The sequence below is a fragment of the Pirellulales bacterium genome, assembly GCA_035533075.1.
Lineage (GTDB): Bacteria > Planctomycetota > Planctomycetia > Pirellulales > JAICIG01 > DASSFG01.
Window position 1 is genome coordinate 1 of record DATLUO010000235.1, and the last position, 19032, is coordinate 19032.

Annotated in this window: 10 protein-coding genes; 4 read left to right on the forward strand and 6 right to left on the reverse strand. The window is 65.4% G+C overall.

Annotation, left to right across the window (positions count from 1 at the left end; translation table 11 throughout):
* Both VNH11_29530 and VNH11_29535 read right to left on the reverse strand, forming a co-directional pair.
* A partial coding sequence (locus VNH11_29530; protein ID HVA50523.1) for a HEAT repeat domain-containing protein occupies positions 1 to 3791 on the reverse strand: 3791 nt, incomplete at its 3' end.
* A 504-nt stretch (positions 3792 to 4295) separates the two neighbouring features.
* Positions 4296 to 7673, reverse strand: coding sequence for a hypothetical protein (locus tag VNH11_29535; GenBank protein ID HVA50524.1), 3378 nt, complete (start codon positions 7671 to 7673; stop codon positions 4296 to 4298).
* A gap of 254 nt (positions 7674 to 7927) precedes the next feature.
* Here VNH11_29535 and VNH11_29540 point away from each other — a divergent pair, with 254 nt between their 5' ends.
* From VNH11_29540 to VNH11_29550, 3 genes are all read left to right on the forward strand, one after another.
* On the forward strand, positions 7928 to 9313 hold the full coding sequence (locus tag VNH11_29540) for a DUF1501 domain-containing protein (GenBank protein HVA50525.1): 1386 nt from the start codon (positions 7928 to 7930) through the stop codon (positions 9311 to 9313).
* A 93-nt stretch (positions 9314 to 9406) separates the two neighbouring features.
* The gene (locus VNH11_29545) at positions 9407 to 9826 is read left to right on the forward strand and encodes a hypothetical protein (protein HVA50526.1); all 420 of its coding nucleotides are present in this window, start codon (positions 9407 to 9409) and stop codon (positions 9824 to 9826) included.
* Complete coding sequence (locus VNH11_29550) at positions 9810 to 10019, forward strand: hypothetical protein (GenBank protein ID HVA50527.1); 210 nt, start codon at positions 9810 to 9812, stop codon at positions 10017 to 10019. The genes VNH11_29545 and VNH11_29550 overlap by 17 nt, the downstream gene beginning before the upstream one ends.
* 53 nt (positions 10020 to 10072) lie before the next feature.
* Here VNH11_29550 and VNH11_29555 read toward each other — a convergent pair whose 3' ends face one another.
* Positions 10073 to 13594, reverse strand: coding sequence for a carboxypeptidase-like regulatory domain-containing protein (locus tag VNH11_29555; GenBank protein HVA50528.1), 3522 nt, complete (start codon positions 13592 to 13594; stop codon positions 10073 to 10075).
* A 173-nt stretch (positions 13595 to 13767) separates the two neighbouring features.
* Here VNH11_29555 and VNH11_29560 point away from each other — a divergent pair, with 173 nt between their 5' ends.
* Positions 13768 to 14256 carry a hypothetical protein gene (locus VNH11_29560; GenBank protein ID HVA50529.1) on the forward strand — a complete coding sequence of 163 codons (489 nt, stop codon included), beginning with the start codon at positions 13768 to 13770 and terminating at the stop codon, positions 14254 to 14256.
* A gap of 357 nt (positions 14257 to 14613) precedes the next feature.
* Here VNH11_29560 and VNH11_29565 read toward each other — a convergent pair whose 3' ends face one another.
* Genes VNH11_29565 through VNH11_29575 form a run of 3 tightly spaced genes read right to left on the reverse strand, consistent with a single transcriptional unit; the run spans position 14614 to position 18654 of the window.
* Positions 14614 to 14754 (reverse strand): hypothetical protein, encoded by a 141-nt coding sequence (locus tag VNH11_29565; protein ID HVA50530.1) that lies wholly within the window; start codon positions 14752 to 14754, stop codon positions 14614 to 14616.
* 21 nt (positions 14755 to 14775) lie between these two features.
* Positions 14776 to 16185: a hypothetical protein gene (locus VNH11_29570; protein ID HVA50531.1), complete on the reverse strand. Its 1410-nt coding sequence runs from the start codon at positions 16183 to 16185 to the stop codon at positions 14776 to 14778.
* A 48-nt stretch (positions 16186 to 16233) separates the two neighbouring features.
* Entirely contained in the window at positions 16234 to 18654 is a 2421-nt protein-coding gene (locus VNH11_29575; GenBank protein ID HVA50532.1) for a carboxypeptidase-like regulatory domain-containing protein, read from the reverse strand.
* Positions 18655 to 19032 lie beyond the last annotated feature (378 nt).

The window sequence follows — 19032 nt, forward strand, 5'->3', positions numbered from 1 at the left end:
GTCACGTTGGCGCTCTCGACCGGCTTGTTGAGATAAGCGAACAGGTCGGCGATCTCGTCCAACGTGAGCGAGTTCAGCAGCCCTTCGGGCATGGCCGACTTCTTGCTCGGCGCGCTCTCGCTGATGTCGACTTCGTCGATCGTCACCTTTTCGCCGTTCGATTGCAGGACCGTCACCGCGCCGTCGCGCACCGCTGCCGCCAGGCCGGTGTAGGTCATGCCGTCGTTGGTCACGATCGTCTTGCTGGCGTACTGGTCGGAAATCACCTGCGAGGGAAAGAGAATCGATTCCAGAATCTCCTTCCGCTGAAAACGTTGGCTGAGCTTGGAGAGATCCGGCCCGACGCCCTCGCCGCGCCCGCCAAAGCGGTGACACTTGGCACACTGCGCCTTCTGAAATACCTTGGCCCCGTTGCCGGCGTCGCCCGACAGCCCTTCGGCGCTGGTCAGGTAGCCGACCAGCTCCTGGTAGCTCCATTGCGTGCCCGGCGCTTCTTCGGGCAGCCGCGCGGGGGTCTGGTCGGGATACTTCTCTTCGAACCAGGCCTGCCAGGCCGCCAGCGCGGCGTCCCACGAGTCGCCCGGCTGCGAGACGTCGCTGCCGGTCCACTTGCCCAACAGCTTGACGGCGACCGGGCCGCCGTTTTCGCCCAGCCGCAAGCCGCACAGGATCACCTGCCGCAACGGCTCGGGGTCGTCGGTGACGCGATTGGCCGCAATGAGCTGATTGAGCACTTCTTGAGCGGCCACGCCTTCGACGATCGACAGCGACCGCAGCAGGTAGGGCCAGTTCTCGCCGGTGGGCGACTGGGCCAGCCCCATCGCCAGGTCTTCGCGACGCTCCGGCCGCTCGTCGTATTGACGCCGCAGATGGGCCATGGCCCGCGGGTCGCGGCTGCGGGCCAGCACCGCCACGATCGCGGTGCCCAGCCGCTTTGCCGACGGCGAATCGAGTTCGAGCAGCTTTTCGTCGAGCGCCATCAGCTCGCCGATCGTTTCTTCGCCCGGATCTTCGGGCAACGCGGCCAGCGCCCAAACGGCATGGTGCGGAAAGCGCGTGGCCTGAGCGATGACCGCGGCTTTCTCCTCATCGGAAAAATCGGCCACGAAATCGCGGGCAAAGTTGTCGATGTAGCCGGCGAAGCTGTGGCCGCCTTCGACCGCGTGGGCCTCTTCGTAGAACTCCAGCAGCTTCAGCTTTTGCTCGCTCGTCCAGCCATGTTTGAAAAACCGGGCGTAGGCGGCCAAGTATACGCGCTCTTCGATCGGCAGGTTGCGTTTCAGCTCCGACATCAGCCGGGGCACGACGCTGTCTTCCTGCAAATGAACCAGCAGCCGCAGCAGCTCGCGGTTGATGCGTTGCTCGCGGTCGAGCGGCTCGCGGGCCGGGAACTCGTCGGCGAGTTGCCGGCAGAGGTCGGGCACGTTGTCGCGGCGCAGGTGGCCGCGGTCAAGGCCAAGCTGCATCACCCGCAGCAGACCCACAAAATCGGGATCGCTCACGTCGCCGTGCATGAAGTCGGCGGCCCGCGTCAACACCGCGTCGAGCACCTCGTCGGGCGGTTGCACGGCCAACAAGGCCGGTGCCCCGTGCAAGAAGGCCGTCAAGTTCTGAGCCTCGACGACATGCTGTTGCCATTGTTCGATCGGCAATTGCTGCAAGGCCCGCGCGGCAGACCAGGCCACCGAGCGATTGCCGTCGGCCAGCAGCCGGGCCAGCCCGTCGGCCGACGGATGGTAGCCGCCGCGCACCAGCGATTCGCAGGCGATGCGGCGCACGCGCGGCTCGGCGTCGCCCAAAAGTTCCGCCAGACGGGCCCCGGTCGATTCGTCGGTGTGAATGCCCATCAGGTAGGCCGCCTTGGCCCGCAGCTCGGCTTGCGAATCCTTCGACAGCGATGCGAGCAGCGTCGTCGTCGGGAAGGGGCCGACCAACTGCATCAGGTCCAGCGCTCGGGCGCGATCGGCCAGCGAGTAGCGGGGCGATTCGGCGACGGCGACCAAGTGCCGGTCCCATTCGTCGCCGAGCTTCTGCTGCACGGTGGCAATCTTCTGCCGTGCCCAGGCGCTTTGCAACTGCGGCTGGCGGATGGCTTCCATGATGCCGGTCAGCTTGGGCTGGAGCGGAACGCGGCCGGTCCAGACGATGCGATAGACGCCGCCTTCCGTCCCGCGGCCGCCCGTGCAGAAATAGAGCCAGCCCTCGGGTCCGACCGCCAGGTCGGTGGCGTTGAGCGGATGGCCTTCGAGAAAGACTTCGCTCTTGCCGGTGTAGGAACCTTCGCCGGGCGTGGTGCGGACGGCGAGAATGCGGCCTTGCGACCAATCGCAGGCGAACAGCGCGTTGTGGTAGCGGGCCGGATACTGATGGTGATTGTAAAACGCGATTCCAGCCGGCGAGCCGCGCCCGGTGTCGACCACCGGACCGAGACTATCGACATAATAATCCGGCCACTTGGCCCAGCCGCTGCGCCAGCCGAACTCGGCGCCGGCGATCACGTGATTCACTCGCGTGGGACGATACCAGGGCAGGCCGACGTCCCACTCCATGTCCGCATCGTAGGTGAACAGCTCGCCCTCGCGATTGAAGGCGATGTCGTAGGGGTTGCGCAGGCCGCCGGCGAAGATCTGCACGAAGCTGCCGTCGATATTGGTGCGCAGCACGGCGCCGCCTGGGGCCTTGACGCCGGTCGCGTGCCCGTTGGCGTCTTCGTAACGGGGCTGCACCAGGTCGCCTTCGTAGTAGTGATGATAGGGACTGTTCGGCTCGTATTCGGTCTTGGGCGTGGCGTGGTTGCCGATGACGAGATAGATCAGGCCGTCGGGTCCCAACACCGGCGAGTGGGCGCCGTGCTCGACGACCGACTGCTTGAAACCGACGAGCAGCTTCACGTCGTCGATGGCGCCGTCCTGGTCTTCGTCGGTCAGCCGATAGAAGCCGCTGCCCTGCGGTCCCTCGCCGACGACAAACACCTGGCCGTTGAGCGCCAGAATCCCGTGGCTGCTCTTCACCTTCTCGCAATAAGTCGTGACCGTCTCCACCAGCCCGTCGTCGTCTTTGTCGACGATCAGCAACAGCGGGCCGCCTTCGCGCGAGGCGATGATTTCGCCCCATTCGTTGAAGGTCATGGCGATCAGCGAACCGGCCTCGTCGGGGCCTATGACGGATTCGACGCGAAAATCGGCGCCCAACAGAAAGCGGCCGACCGCCCCGTTATCGACCGCGACCTGGCCGGCCCAGGGAGCGGCGGTGCCGAACGGCCCGAAGCCGCGGGCGGGCACCCAGCGCACGTCGTTGAAATCGATCCGCTCCCAGCCGCGCACTTTTTTGAGGCTGGTTTTCCAGGTCGTATCGGACAACAGCCGTTGTTCGACGCCGCCGGGCGCCAGCAGCTTGAGGCGCACGGTCAGGCCCGCCGACGGGCCTTTCTTGTTGACCGCCTCGACGGCCACCACGTTGCGCCCGGCGACCAACTGTTCGCTGATATCGTAGACCTTCATCAGCCGCCAATCGGCCCCCTGGCTGAAGTGCCGGCCGTTGACGAACAGCTCATACTGGTCGTCGCAGGCGATCTCCAGCGTGCCCTGATAGCCCTCGCTCAGCGTGAACGTTTTTCGGAAATAGCAAGGCCCGGCCGGCACCGCGTCTTTGGCATGAGCGGGCGACCAGATCCAGTTCGCTTCGGCGTTCTTGGCCGGCGGCGCGGCGAAGGCCCGTGTGGAAAATGCCGCAACGAAGATCAGCGTGGTACACAGCCGGACGACGGCACGCACGCGGGCAAGCACATCCATGTTTCCGCTCGCGATAGGGGGACGATGACTGAAAATTGAGCCATAAGGTAGCGAGATTGGCGGGTCGGGGCAACGCGAGCTTGGCGGGCGTCGCAAATACTGTTGTGCCAAGGCCTTAGCCCAGGTCGTAACTGCGCCTTCACTCCCCGATCGTCATCGAGCGAAGGGTCGGCGACCTCAATCACGAGGAAGACTTGGTCGGCGCCGCGGGAGTCAGTGTCTGCCACTGGCTTCGCGATCCACGACATATCCGGCTGCGGAGAAATCGCCTGTTCGGGAAGACGAATTGGGCTTTGAATCTGAACGGTCACCTTCGCCCGAAAGTCGGCGGTGCTCTGCGCCATAACCCAGTCGTTCGTCAGGACGTTGACCGCATCACGATGGGGATCGCCGATCGGGCTCATTTCACGCAGCTCACCGTAGAACGCCCAACGCCTTAAGACATGGTGGGCCGGCGCTCGCAAGCTCGCTGGTCCCACCCTACATACCAAGCGGAGTTGCCGTTCATTCCCACGACTGATAGAGCGGCAGATGGCGGTAATAGACCTCCAGCATCAACAGGCGAAGCGACGTGGCGTAGAGGCGTCCGCCCGATTGCTCCCACCCGTCGTGCGGATCCCAGGTGCCGGCCGTGTGCCCCTCCTTGATCTGCGACGATACGAGCAGGTCGCGGAGCCGCTCGTTCCAGGCCGTCCAATGGTCGCCTTGCAGGTGATACATCACCTGCGTGGCGTAGTACCAATAGTAGCTCGTCTCCTGGCCGGCCTGCGGCAGACGGTCGAGCAGGAACTTCGCGCCGGCCAAAAGCGCCGGGTCGTTGCGGCGGATGCCCAAAAACTGCCGGCAGAGGAGCCCTTCGGCCGTCATCGCCGGGCTGGATCCGGGGCCTTGGTAGCCGAAGGTGCCCAACGCCTGCCCCGTGCCGGCCGACGCGTCGAGCCACTTGCTCGCCAGATCGAGCGCGGCCTTGGGAACGGTCAGCCCGGCCATCTCGCCGCTCTTCAAGGCCATGACCTGCCAGCCGACGACCGACGTGTCGCCCGCCTCGCCCGGCTGATAACGCCAGCCGCCGGTGCCGGCATGCTGCGCGGCGACGATGAAATCGAGCGCCCGCTGGGCCGGCCCGCGCAGCCGTTCGTCCTGGCTCATGCCGTAGGCTTCGCAGAGCGCAATGGCGGCAATGCCGTGGCTATACATGAAAGCGTTCGAGGCCCCGTCGACAAACAGGTTGCCATCGGGCTTTTGCCGGCCGATGAGCCACTCCACCGCCCGCGCGACGGTGGGCCGATAGTCGCCCGCAAGCTGCGTGTGCCCGGCGGCCAGAAACGGCAGCAGCCCAAGACCGGTGGCCGCGGCGTCGCTGACGGTGTTGCCCGCTCCACTCGTGGCGGGCAGTTTCTTTTCCGGCGGATCGAGCTGGTGCAGGCTCCAATGGCCGTCGGTGTGCTGGTGCTCGGCCAGCCAGACGAGACCGCGCTTGACCGCCTCTTCGGTCTGCTGGTTGCCGCCCACCAGGTCGATGAACTCGCGCCGCGTGTCGCCCTGCCGCAGGGCAAACATGGCCCGCATGCCGACGTTGTCATCGGCAACCGCCACCGGCATGGCACGGGCGGCGGCACGCTGTAACTGCGTGGCCAACGGGCTGAGCGAAGGCGGCGCCTCGACGGCCTGCTCGGCCAACGTTCCCACGACCGTCCCCTTCTTGCCCGCCAGCCGCGGGCCGCCGGCTTCGAGCATTTCGTCGATCGGCCGCGGCACGCTCGGCGGCGCCGCTGGCGACATGACCGTGGCTGGAGCAATGGCCTTTTCCGGCGTCGCATCGACTCGCGTCAGGTTCGGCGGTGGTTCATCCGGCAGTTTCGCCGGCAGCTTTGCCAGAGCGACTTCGCGCGGCACGTCGATCTTCGCTGGCTGTGTGGATTGCGGCTCGGCCGGCACCGACTTGATTTGCCGGATCGTGACTGCCACGCGCGTCGATGCTGGCATGGCCTCGTCGGCTGACAGCTTTGGAGGCGCGATGACAGTAACTGCCGAAATGACTTCGGGCCGCTCGCGTTCCAGCACCTGCTTTTCCGCTGCCTTTTCGACCGTCGCGAGTGGGACGACTTCCGGATCGAGCTGCGCTGCCGACAGCATCGTATCGGCGCGGCGCGGCGGCAGCGCGACGACCGAAGCCGAGCCGTCTGTGGGCTCGGCGTACGCGGGCTGCGTCGCGACCGGCCCCTTCACCGGCCCCGGCAGTGGTTGCTCCGTCGCCGGCGCATCGCGGATCGTCATCAGGGCAGACGCGGCGCGCTCGAGCTCGACCTGCTTTTGAATTGCTTGCTCCTGGGGCGATGCGACCTTCGGCGGCGGCCCGGCCACTTGGGGATCGATTTGTGCCACCCGCACCGTCGCTTCAAGACGGCGCTCGACCTCCGCCGCCGCGTTCGACGCGGCTCTTGGAGGCGGCACAAAAATGACGCGGTCGGCGGGCAGGCGCCGCGCCAACTCGACGGGCAGCGTCGGCGCCGGCGTGTCGGCGTGTAGCGGGATATTCGTTGGCGCCGTCACCCGGCGTTCCACCGGCGGCACGAAGGTCGCCTCCACGCTCTTGAGATCGGCCACCTTCTCATAGACTTGCTCGCCGGGCAAGTGCGATTGGTGCAGGTTGTCGTCGAATAGTTCCGCTGCGCTGGTGACGCGAATCTCTTCGATCCGCTTCACGATCTCCTGGCTGAGAGGCACCAGAAACATCAGCCACAACACGACCGCGTGCAACAGCAGACTGGCGGCCAGGAAACGGGCCATCGACGCCCGCCGCCGCACCCAGCCGGCCGAGAAGTAGACGACCGCGATCAGGGCCACCAGTGCGGCGGTCGCCAACAGCGCTTTCCACCACACGGCCCGCAGCGCTTGCCAGCGGCTGGTGTCCCAGACGGCAATCCGTTCGACTTCGGCCAGGCGGCTTTGATAGATCGAGGCCGAGCGGCCTTCGCTTCTGGCGAACGTGACGCGCAGCCCGTCAGGCGAAACCGCCGGATCGGTTTCATCCGCCACCGTGTTGATGCCCTGCCCCAGGCTCTCGACAGCGGCAGCATCGTCGTGCAATCGCAGGCGATAAAGATCGAAGTCTTTCTCGCCGCGGCGGTGCTGACGGTCGGAGCTGAAGTAGAGCACCGCACCGTCTTCGGCCAGGCACGGCGAGCGTTCGTTGACGGGCGAATTTGCCCGGACGAGCGGGGCGGCTTCGGACCATGCTCGATTGCTGGCTGTTCGGCGAGCGACGAACAGATCGGTCGTTGCTGTTTGCGTCCCGCGGTCGGAGGCGAAGTAAAGCTGCCGGCCGTCGGCGGCCAGCGCCGGATCGTATTCATTGGCCGGCGTGTTGACGGCATCACCCAGGTTCTTGGGCACGCCCCAGCCGGATGCCCGTCGCTGGGAGACGTAGATATCGAACCCACCCTTGCCGCCGCGGCGGTTCGAGGCCAGATAAAGCTGCTTGCCATCGGCACTGACGGCCACACCGTTTTCGTCCCACGGCGTATTGAGTTCGGTGACGGCCGCGGCCGGTTGCCAGCGGCCGTTCTGCCAATGCGAGCGGTAGATGTCGGCATCGCCCTCCGCTCGCCGCACGGTGAGGTAGAGCGTCGCTCCATCGTCGGCCAGGCTGGGATGGCTGACCTCGTCGGGCGGACTGCGCGGCGGCAGCAAGTCGCTGAGCGCTTCGCCTGGCTGCCAGGCGAACAGCCGCATGGGTGCGGCGTCATCGAGCAGCCAGCGCTCTCGGCCGTCGAGCGTGACCAGCGCGTCGGTCCTTCGCGGCCGCGCCCAAATCGCCAGCGCGATCACCGCCCCGCAGGCGAGCCACAGCGGCCAGTGGCGAAGTCGAGGGCGAGGCATTTTTCAGGGCCGGGGTTGAGAGATCCATTGGTGGCTGGCTCAGAGCCTGGGCCGCCATCGTTGCATAAAGAATACTCTTAGCGAAGCGATTCCGGCTATATGGAGCAGCGTCACGAGAGCCAGGCATGCCGGCCTACCGTGATCGGCGGATCCAACGCGGGCGGTGGCCCACCTCTTGACCCGCCGCGCGCGGCGGCATCTATTAACACACGTTGATGCGTTGACGCACGAAGCACAGACCATCGGAGACATGAATGCGAACATCGGGTGCGAAACTCAGCCGGCGGGAACTGATTGAAGTCGGCTTCTCGTCCGCGTTGGGAGCGGGAATCGCCGCCTTGCCGCGGCAGCCCGTGGGAGCCGCGGAGTTGCCTCGCGCCAAGTCGGTACTGTTTCTGTTCCTGTTCGGCGGCCCGAGCCATCTTGACACCTTCGATCCCAAACCGGAGGCGCCGGCGGAAGTTCGCGGAGAATTCCAGACGATTGATACGGCCGTCAGCGGCACGCGAATCTGCGAGCACCTGCCGATGTTCGCCCAACGCATGAACCGCTGGGCGCTGGTCCGCTCGATGACCTGCAATCCCAGCTTTGGCGACCATCGTTTGGCGGTGCATGGCTTGCTGGGAGGCATCGACGAGTTGCCCGCCGGCGCTGGACTGGCGGCCTCGCGGCGCGATTGGCCCTCGTGGTGCGCGGGCGTGGAATTTGCCCGCCGCGGCGGCGACGGTCTACCGGCCAGCGTCGTGTTGCCCGGCGAAGTGGTCGATCCGGGCACGGGACTCTATCCGGGGCAAAGCGGCGGTTTGCTGGGACCGCAATGCGATCCTTATCAGGTCCGCGACAACCCGGCCGATCCGAAGTATCTGGTCGACGCCAGCCTGCGGATGCCGCCCGGACTGACGATCGAACGGATGGCGTCGAAGCAGTCGCTGCTGGCCGATCTTCAGCGGCAACAGTCGGCGCTGGCGGCGGCGCTGGAAGCCGGCGCTTACGAGAACCGGCGCCGCGAAGCCTTCCGCGTGTTGACCAGCGGCCGCTTGTCGCAGGCGCTGGATGTGTCGCAGGAACCGCCGGCGGTTCGCGACCGTTACGGCCGGCACGTGTTTGGCCAGTCGATGCTGATGGCGCGGCGGCTGATTGAGGCCGGCGTGCCGATCGTGCAGGCCAACATCAGCTATCAGGCCCTCTGGGACACGCACTACAACAACTTCGTCGCCTTGCGCGGTCTGCTGCCGCACCTCGACCGCGCGGCCTCGAATTTGATCGACGACATGCAGGCCAGCGGGCTGCTCGACGAGACGCTGGTGGTGATGATGGGCGAATTCGGCCGCACGCCGAAGCTGGCGATGCCCAACGGATCGGTCTCGTTCTTCACCAGTCCCGGCCGCGACCACTGGATGACGTGTTTTTTTGGCCTGTTTGCGGGCGCGGGAGTTCGCGGCGGCCAGGTCATCGGCCGCTCCGACGCGGTCGGCGGCTGGCCGGTGACGCTTCCCTATCGCCATTCCGACGTTGCCGCCACGGTCTACTCGGCCCTGGGTATCGATCCCGCGCTGGAAATACACGGTCCCCAGGGACGTCCCTTGCGTCTCAACAGCGGCCGCGTGATGGAGGCCTTGTACACGGGACGGGAAGCTTGAGGCGTCTCAGGCGGGACATCTCCTGCGGAGTCAGCACTTTGGAAATAGTCGCCATCGTAAGCACCCTCATCGTTTGCAACCGAGTTCGAGGCCATGGACTCAATCGCGAACAAACCTTTGCCTCACTGCAAAGCGTTTTTAATCTGTAAAGAGGTCACAGAGGACGAGGAAACAGGCGAAATCAGCCTCTACGCCCTGATTGAGACCTTTCGCCAGCATACTTTCCCGGGTCCAACCGCTCCGTTTGTCGTCTTTCTCCAGGTGTATGATGGGATTGGTCGATACCAGATGAGCATTGAGGCAAATGCACTCGACGACGATGCGAGCGTCGCCAGGGCTACTGTCGCTGACTTGGACTTTCCGGAACGCTTGGCTAAGATTGACATAGCGATCCCAGTCGACTCCGTTTACCTGCCGCGGCCGGGGCGTTACGAACTTCTGGTGTTCGTCGACGGGCAGGAACTTGCCCGCCAGTATTTCAACGCAGAGATTCAAGATGTCGAACAGCAATGACACGCCTGGCCAACCGAGTCCAGGACGACCTGGTGATTCTGACAAGCCGGAGTCATCGGGCAATCGAGAGCATGTGATCACGGCCAAGGACGCCGGTTGGCGATCGCCCGGTTTCTTCGTCGCGCCGGCCAAGTTCGTCACACTCGATCCCCCCGAACCAAAAAACCGCCGAAAGTCCAGCGATGGCGAGTAAGGTTGTTTTGTTCTATCGGACTGGAACAGGAAACCGAAAGCCGCGCGGCGGACTTATTGCTCGTCATCGCGCGCATCCGGATCGCGCAGGCCGGTCAATTCATAAGGTTTGTGCCACCAACTTTTTTCCGACGGCGCCAACGCTTCGGCCACACACCGGCGGGCCACATTTTTCGCGCTTCTCAAGTCCAACGTCGGCGGATCCGGCAACGTGTCAACAAGCGACTCCGCCCATGTTGCGTCGACGACAGCCAACGATCCCCAGGCGAGACGCGAAGTCCAATGCTCTCCGCCGGCGGTGAGCAGCGGTCCGCGCTCGGCGATCGGCGCCGCCAGAGCGCGCGCCGCCGCACGATCGTAGCGGCTCAAAAACATCGCCAGCGCGGCGGTCACGATCGCTCCGTCATGATTGGCCTTCGTCCGCGCCGCGCGGGGCGAACGCAAGGCCATCGCTCGCCACAGACAGTCCTCCAGCGACAACGCATCGACGCGCTCGACGACCGGCAGCAGCGCCGCAGCCAAGACCGCGGGATGCTCCCGGGCAGAGGCGGGGCCGGCACCCTCCGCGGCTGCGCGCTCGAACAAGCCGAAAGCCTCGTCCAAGAGCGTCCTTGCCCGTGCGGCATCGCCCTGAACGAGTCCACTGGCCACGATCCCCAGAGCGTATCCGCGCTCGCTGATCTCCTCGCACTTCGGCGCCAAGCGGGCGGCGCGGTCGGCATCGGCGCCGGCCATGCGGTAGAGAACCGGCAATGCTTGCCAGTAAAGCGCTGTGGAAAACTCCAACTCATCGAGCAGGCGCTCGGCGGCGGTGGGGTCGTAGCCGGCAAGCCCACGGGCGACCCCAGCCCAATAGCGATCGGCAAACTGGCCGGTGAAGCCGGCGCTCAACTTGATCGCCGCCGGGCCATCGATTCTCGCCAGCGAGCCGGCGAAGCGGGCGCGGAGGTGAGGGGCGAGCTCGTGGGCGCGCTGGGCCGCCTCGCTGGGCACCGGAAGCTGCTCGGCCAATTTTTCTCCTTCACGCAACAACGCCGTGCCGCGCTCGACCTCGCCCAGATCGAGCCAAGCCTCGGCGATTTTCCCCATCAGCTCCGCTCTCTGCGCGACGTCGGGCTCGGCACGCGCGTGCAACAGCGCGCTGGCGAGCAGGTCCTCCTTCTGCTGACGCTCTTCGTCGGTCAAGCTGGCGCTGGCCGCAAGATAGAGCCGGCCTCGATGGTGTGGCGAGCTAATCGCCTCGCCCAGCGCCAACGCTTCCGCCAGGTCCTCCGGAAGCATCGCCGCCGCCGCCTGAAAGCGGAATTGTTCCGCGAAATCCGCCGCGCCCAGCAGCTTGAAAATCGCGAGGCCGGCAAAGTCGGAGATGCGGCTTGGGTCGAGCGTGGCCAGCGTTGCCATCAGCCAGATTTTTTCGGGCTGCACGCCGACCTGCTTTACGCTCGCAGCGATTGGCTCGACCAAACGCAGGGCCGCGGCGCGCCGCTGGGCGCGAGTGAGCGGCTCTTCGAGCGAACTCAGCCGGTTCATGGGAGGCTCGCTTTCTCGCCTCACCGTCAATTCGACCGGCTTCACGTCGCCGGCCAGCAAGAATCCTTGCAGTGGGTAACCATCGCCGCTCGCCAGCAGAAAGACCGGACCCAGGTTCAGACCCGGCAGTCGGAAGCGTCCCTCTTCGTCCGTCACCGTTTGCGTGCATCGCGGACCGTCGCCCGTTTGAAACACCTTTAATCCGGCGACCGGCTCGCCTCGCCGATCGATGACGCGGCCGTCGATCGCGCGCAGCGCCGGTACGCGATCCAGCACCAGGTTACCCAAGGCCGGCGTTTTCATCCGCGTGGGGTCGATGAATTCGGTGACGGCCGGCAACATGCCGCCGGCGAAGGCTTCCACGCGGTACTCGCGGCCCCGCGCGAGCACTGCCGGCGTGCGGAACCGGCCGTCGGCATCGGTCAAGAGCCGTTGGCCGCCACCGAACTCGACGTAGCCCTCGTCTTCGGCCCGCCCCTCGGCGCCGCGCCGCTGCCAGGCAATCCGCACGACGGCGCCGGCAATCGGCCGCTTTTCCGTGTCGACGACCCGGCCTTCGAGATACGTCGTGTTGGACGGATCGACCACCAACTCCAGAGGCTTTTGCGCGGCGGCATGAACTGCCACCGCTTCCCTGGTCGTACCCTGTGCGGAGAAGGCCGACAATTTGAGTTGTACGTTGGGCGCGACCCCCTCGAGCGTAAAGCCGCCGTCGCGGTCGCTGCGACCATGCGCCGAATTCTCCCCGCCAGAGGCCAAATCCCAACGTGCTTCGATTTCCGCTCCGCCAACGCCCTTTCCCCGTCGGTCGACGACTCGGCCGCGAACCGCGACGCCTCGCGCCAATCGCAGCGGCCTCAATTCAACACGCGCGGCCCCTTCGGGCACGGGCTGCGAGTCGAGCGTGTACTCTGGAAAGTAATAGTTCCGCGGTATGCGCCGAAACGACGGTGAAGCCTGGCCGGGCAGCAAAAGCGCGCCATAGCGGCCACGTTCATCGCTGCGGGGGTCGTCGTCCGGCGACACGAAACGATCGAGCCACACGGCTGCGCCGGCAAGCGGTTCGCCGCTCTCACGGTCGCGCACCACGCCTTCCACGCGCACGGCACGCTCCAGGTTGATCGTCAACTCGCTCGCGATCCCCTCGGCAACCGGCCGCCCGGTCACTTGATGACAGCGGAAGGGCAACTCGGCGCGCAACTGCGGAACCACGGAGAGCGCGCCGGCGGCAATGGCCGGCACTTCAAAGCGTCCCTCGGCGTCGGTGATCGTTTCGGCCAGTCCGCCGCCCGCCAGGTCGTCGCCTGCCGTCAACCAGGTCGCCAGTCGGATCGGTATGGCGGCGATGGCGCGCGGGTCGTCGCCGGTCAGACGACCGCGGACCACTGCCACCGGTAACAGTGCGACCCGCCGCGCGCCTCCTGCGTCGGCCGCCGGCAGGCTGGCCCATTGAACGCCGTATTCGGGAGATTCGACGCGGACGAGGTCGAGGCCGGGCGGCGCGACGCCGTGCAAAGTGACGCGGCCCGCATCGTCGGTCGTCGAGGCCAATTGCTCGGCAAGCTCGCGCGGCAGGCGGAGGCCGTTCACCTGCTCGGGCAGAACGCGCGCCTTCGGCAACGGCCGTTCATCGGGCCCGACGATCACCAGCGGCAACGACGGTGCAGCGGCCAGGCGTACTTCCACCGGCGCGGCGCGAGGGGGCCAGTCGCGTCCGACAGGGTACGTTGACAGGGCCGAACCGGCATGCCGCACCCAAAGCACCAACGACCTTCGCGCCCAGTCGCTCTCAGGAACCTCCTCCGGCAGCCCGATGGCGAAGCTGCCCGTGTCATCGCTCCGGGCGCGGGCCACGATCTTGGGCCGAGCCGGCACGTCGCCTTGGCGGAGTGCCCCGACCCGCGAGTTGATCGTCGGCCCATCCGCGAGGAACAACTCCGCGCCGCCCGCCGGCTTGCCGTCCGTGTCGACGACCGTGCCCGATAGGGTGACTTCCGGGTCGCTGGCGGCAAGCGTGAGGACGAATAGAAGAGCGGTGTGGAGCATGGCAGTCGTCCGTTGTGAGTGGTCTGTGGTTTCGCGGCTTGGGTGCCACTTGTACCTGCGCCTCGATTATAAGCTGACGGAACGTTCCGCAACATTGACCACCGAACCCGCGCCTCGATACCATAGAATTGTTCGATCTGTTTGGCTCACCCTTTCTTAGCCGTGTTTGTGAAATGCTGCTCGACAACCTCGCCTTTCGAACGGCCCGTGCGTGGGTGCATAGTTTCACCGGGGAATACGACGAACTGGCGGCACGCCACCAGGCAGCGATGGATTGCCTGCACTGTGAGGCGTTTTTGCAACTTGGCATCGATGCCTTCCATTGGCTGAACCGCGCCGACCAGCAATTGCGGCAAGAGATCTACGCCGGCCGATTGGAGTACGACGCGGAAGTCGACGAGGCCCTGGGCACGCTCTACCGGCTTTGGCTTCGTCCCTACGAAGACGCGGAGAAATGGGTTGCCATACAGGAACGGCGCGGTTACAAAATCGACAACCTTGAATTGTTTCGCGACTGTTTCCGCGAGGTCAGGTCGCTGGTCGATTCCGGCGACGAAATCGCCGGCGAGCTAGCTGCTATCCGTGACCAAGCCATCGAAGCCCACCGATCCGGCGACAGCACCTGCTGGGAAACCGGCGAATCGCCGCAGCCCGCAGTTTAACGAACTGTTCGCACGTCTTCCCGCCCACATACAAGAGCTGGCCAAGGGAGCGTTCAAGCTGTTCTGCGACAACCCCTTGCATCCGTCCTTGCGTCATCACGCCCTTGGCGACACGAGGCGGGGCAGCCAAGTTCCTGGCAGCTTCTCTGTCTCGGTAACGATGCAGTAGCGCGCCATTTACTATGTGGAGGAAGGCGTCAACGTCTGGTACTGGATCGGCACGCACGCGGAATACGACAAGCTCATCGAAAAGAGATAGCAGGCTCGCCGGCAGCCGTTCCCGTTAGCGGCAGTCATTCCGTGGTGCGCCGGCGCTCGCAAGCTCGCTGGTCCCACCCTACGATGCCCGTCAACCGTCTACTGTCGACCGTCTACTGAACTTTTCGGCGGCACCACCTCGAACGTCGTCTCGGCCCGCAGCAGCCCGGCGAGCGGGCCGCTGTCGAACTCGACGCTGGCATAGACCGGACCGCCGGACAACTCGCGGGGCACTCGCACGGAGTGCGCGCAGAACGTGCCTCAGGCGAAGCCCGACTGGGCCGTCGCCAGCAGCGTGCCGTCGCTGGTCGCCAGCTTGATCGTGGCGCTCGCGCCGTCGCGGCCCGTGTCGTGCGTGCCGCGGTAACAGGTGTTGATCAACAGGCCATCCGCCGTACACAGCTTCGGCTGAAAAGTCAGGTCGTCTCCCGGCCGGCACTTGCCGTCGGTCTGCCACGGCCCCGTCGAAAAGTCGAACTTCTCCAGCGGGTCGATGGCCAGGGCGGCGTCTTTTTCGAGCTTGTACCAGCGTTTGGCGTCTTGTCCTTGATTGTCGGAAAAGACGAAGTTCCACCGCGGCCCGCCGGCCGGGTCATCGAGCGAGACGGCGACCGCGCTGACGCGATAGTCGCCGACGGGCACGGTGGCTTTGGCGTCGGCCCCGCGCAGTCCGACCGCCGAGCCGTCGCGGCCGACGAGTGTGACGGCGATCTCGGCGATGCGGCCGAGCGTGCCCGGCTCGCTCGAATTTTTTCCCGGCTTCTGCCGCACGGCAAGCTGGATGGTGCCCGTGCCTTCCAGCTTCGCCAGCGTCAACATGGTTCCACGTTCGTCGGAGCGGAGGGCGTAGCGTTGGCCGGCGAGAGTCAGGATGGTGGCGTACAAGAATTGTTCTTCGACCGCATCCCAACGGCCGTCGCGGTTGAGGTCGATCCACAGCCGGTCTTGCGGGTCGGTGAAGAAGCCGTTGGCGTCGCCGTCCATCCGCCGCACGGCGACCAAAGTTCCCTCTCCCTTCGGGAGAGGGCTAGGGTGAGGGGACGTGGCGTCGTCTCGAGGCTCTCCATCCGCGCCGGCCGGCTGCTGTTTCACTGCGCCCTCACCCCGGCCCTCTCCCGGAGGGAGAGGGAGTTTGGCACCCCGGCCCTCTCCAAGGAGAGGGAGCTTGCCTTCAAGATAACCGGCGGCGGCATAGCTCAGCGTGCGGCCGGTGCTGCCGAGGCGAAACACCAGCTCGCGCGGGAACCGCTTGAACACTTCGCCCTCGGCATATTCGACGTTCAGCGGCACGCGCCACAGGCGTCCTTCGCCCGCACAGCGTTCCTTCGGCTCGATGGTGCGGTTGCGGTTGGCGTCGACATAGAGATCGACTTCGCCCGGCGACACTTGATCGACGACAATCGCCACTCGCGCCGCGCTCCGGCTGCCGTAGCGCAACTGGGCGTAGCGGCGCGACGAGCCGCGATATTCGGCTTTTTCCGTGACATCGTCGGGCTTCTCGCCGGCCAGCGGAATCGCCCGCAACGGCGGGTATTCGTGCTCCGCCCCCGGTTCGGGCAAAAGGAATCGCCAGTCCTCGTCGGCCAGGGCAGACAAACATCCAGACAAACACAATGCTAAAGCCAGGACAAGGCGCCCGACCGTTGCTCGCCATCGCTCATTCACGGTCATGTTCACCTCCTCAGGAACGGGCCGCCGTAGCGGCTATTCTCGCGACAATCAAAACTCTATTTGCAGCTCGTTATCAGGTCCACCGGGCAACCAATAGGCATACCACAGATACTTCCCTAGAAGAATGCGAGTGCGGATGGACGGCTGAATGGCAAGTGCGTGAGCGAACTCATAGCGCCAGGAGAAATAGTAGCGATGGTCGTCGATATCTTCTTGTTCAAACACCCTGGCCGCCCATTTCGGATCGATGGCGCAAGCGGCGTCAACCGCCGCACGAACACAAACGCTCGTCTGGTCCCGAGAGCGGCGTTTTAGCCGATCGACGACCGGTTCAAGCACCAGCCGCGCCACGTCGCGGTCGTATTGCGCCAGCAAGAGCGCCAGCGTGGCTGCTTCAGCCAGCCGGTCCTGCTGATCGTCGTGCGGGTATGAGCGGCGAAACGAAACCGCGCGCCAAAGGTATTCGCGCACCAACTGCGGGTCGATGGCTTCGACAACCGGCAGCAACGCGGCCGCGGCCACGGCGGCGCTCTGCGGTCCGTAGAACCGCCCCTCGTCGGCCTCAACCAGAGAGTGGAGTATGCCAAAGGCCTCGTTAAGCATGGAACAAGCACGGCGACGATCGGAGATTGCGAAACCGCGGGCCGTCCAACCGAGCGACAGGGCACGCAAGTAGGGACTGGTGAGGCGCCCGGCCAACTTGCGCGCTCGCTCGCCATCGACGGTGGCCATGCGATAGCAGACCCGCACGGTAGAAAATCCCAGGCGGTACTCGTCGCCGATCATGGCGAGCACCCGCTCCGCTTCGGCCGGCTGCTGGGCGGCCACGCGATAGGCGATCTTGCCGAAGATGAGATCGCGCTCTTTTTCTTCGGCCACGTCGGTTACCAGGGACAGCGCGGCCGGCAAGTCGGTGCGAGCGAGGATATCGGCGGTTTTGCGACGTATCATCGCGCCGTCGCCGGCGATTGGCAGCGTCGCCGCCATGACGCTTGCGTCAGCCAGCAGCGCCCGCGCACGATCGGTCTGGCCCAAATCAAGGAGTCCATCGGCCACGCAGGCTTGCCAAAAAGAGCGCAAATTGTCATGCGTCGAAGCCAAGAGCGCTTCATCGAGCAGCGCGCGCTTGGCCGCAGGGTCGGCGGTCGGCAGAGCGCCCGCCAGCTCAAACAACGCCCGAGTACGGCGGCCGGCGCCCTCGATGGCGTGGGCGACCGCCGCCGCCTCGTCGGGATGGTCGTGTACGAGCAGCCTGGCGATTTGCGTAAGCAAAAAGTCCTTGTCATCGACGGTCAAATTGGGGATGGCGCCATTGTCGATCCGTTCCAGAGCGTCGGCCGGATCGATCACCGTCCAATAGTAGAGGGCAGTCCAGCGCTCGTCGCGGTTGCCCGACCGCAGCGTGCGCTCGACATCGGCGCCGATCACCTGTCTGCCCAGTGCCAACTCTTGTTCGCGATCCAGCACGTTCGCCCTGAGCAAAGTTAACGGCGCAACGGTCTCGTCGTCATGCGTAAGGACCAACTTGGTGTCAGCGGATTCGGCGATCGGCTGGCCAGTGAAGCGATAGCCGTCAAGCTCCGCAAAGACGAACGCCGAGTTTTCAGCGACATCAGGCAGCGTAAAACGCCCGTCGGCGCCGGTGATGGATGTGGTCCGCCGCACGCCGTCACCCGACTGGTAAAGCCGCACACCGGCCAGCGGATGGCCTCGGCGATCGACGACGCGCCCTGCCACGGTCCGCAATCGTCGCAAGCAAATGTCTGGAGCGTCTGCGACCTTGTTCTCTGGCCCGGCGGGCTGAAACCACGCGCCGCGTGCCGGGATAAATCCGTCGCAAGACACAAGCAGCGAGTATTCGCCCTTGCAACTCAGCACCGGCGGCGTTTGAAAACGGCCGTCCGAATCCGCGGCGATGTCGCCGAGGGTTGAAACGAAAAGCGGCGTTTGAACGAGAACGAAGCCATTCGCGTGGCGCCATCGAGTCCAAGTTTGAACCTTTGCGCCGGAAACGGCGTGGCCGGCGCCGTCGACCACGCGACCCGAAAGTGAAACCATGCCGCTCGGCGACAGTTTCAACTCGACCGCAGCATCCGCATCGGGCGGCGGGGCCACGAACGCTTCGGTTGCCATGTCGCCGCCCGCAGCCCAAAAACGCACCCCTCGGTCGAGCGCGTTCGGATTATCGACCGGGTCGATGCCCGTGAACGCGAAGTCGCCACGCTCATCGCTCCGAGTCGTGATCCATTTGGTGCCGTGCGCATAACTTTCCAGCCACGGCTCATGGGCTGGCCACGACGCCTGTACCAAGGCGCCGGCGACGGGCTCGCCTTCGGCGTTGACGACTCGCCCGCGCACGCTACGGCCGGGGCGCACTAGAATCGGTGGCAACGATTGCTCGGGTTGGTTGGCGTCCAACTCGAGGGGGGCACGAAACGCTCGCAACGGTTTCACCAACGGCGGGGGCAATTCGATAACCTGGCCAGTAATAACACCGGGGCCGATTCGACACTCATATCGACCGTCCGTGCCTGATTCGACACGTGCTTGGGTTTGGCCGTTCGACAGCACCACGACGGCACCGGCAATCGGGCGGTTTGTGCCATGTTCACGAATCAAACCGGTAACGCGGACCGTCTCCGCAGCGCCAGCCAAGCCGGCGAGCAACGGCCCCGCCGGAAGCAGACAAGACGCCGCAATCCATGCACCGCCGAGAATCAACAACCGTCGCATGAGAGGATCTCCGCACTGAATGCGTAAAGCGACCGACCGGTGTGCCCGACGCTTATCATAGCCCGCCTCCGGCGGATGGCCAACCCGGCCGGTGCGCCGGACACACTTTCGCCG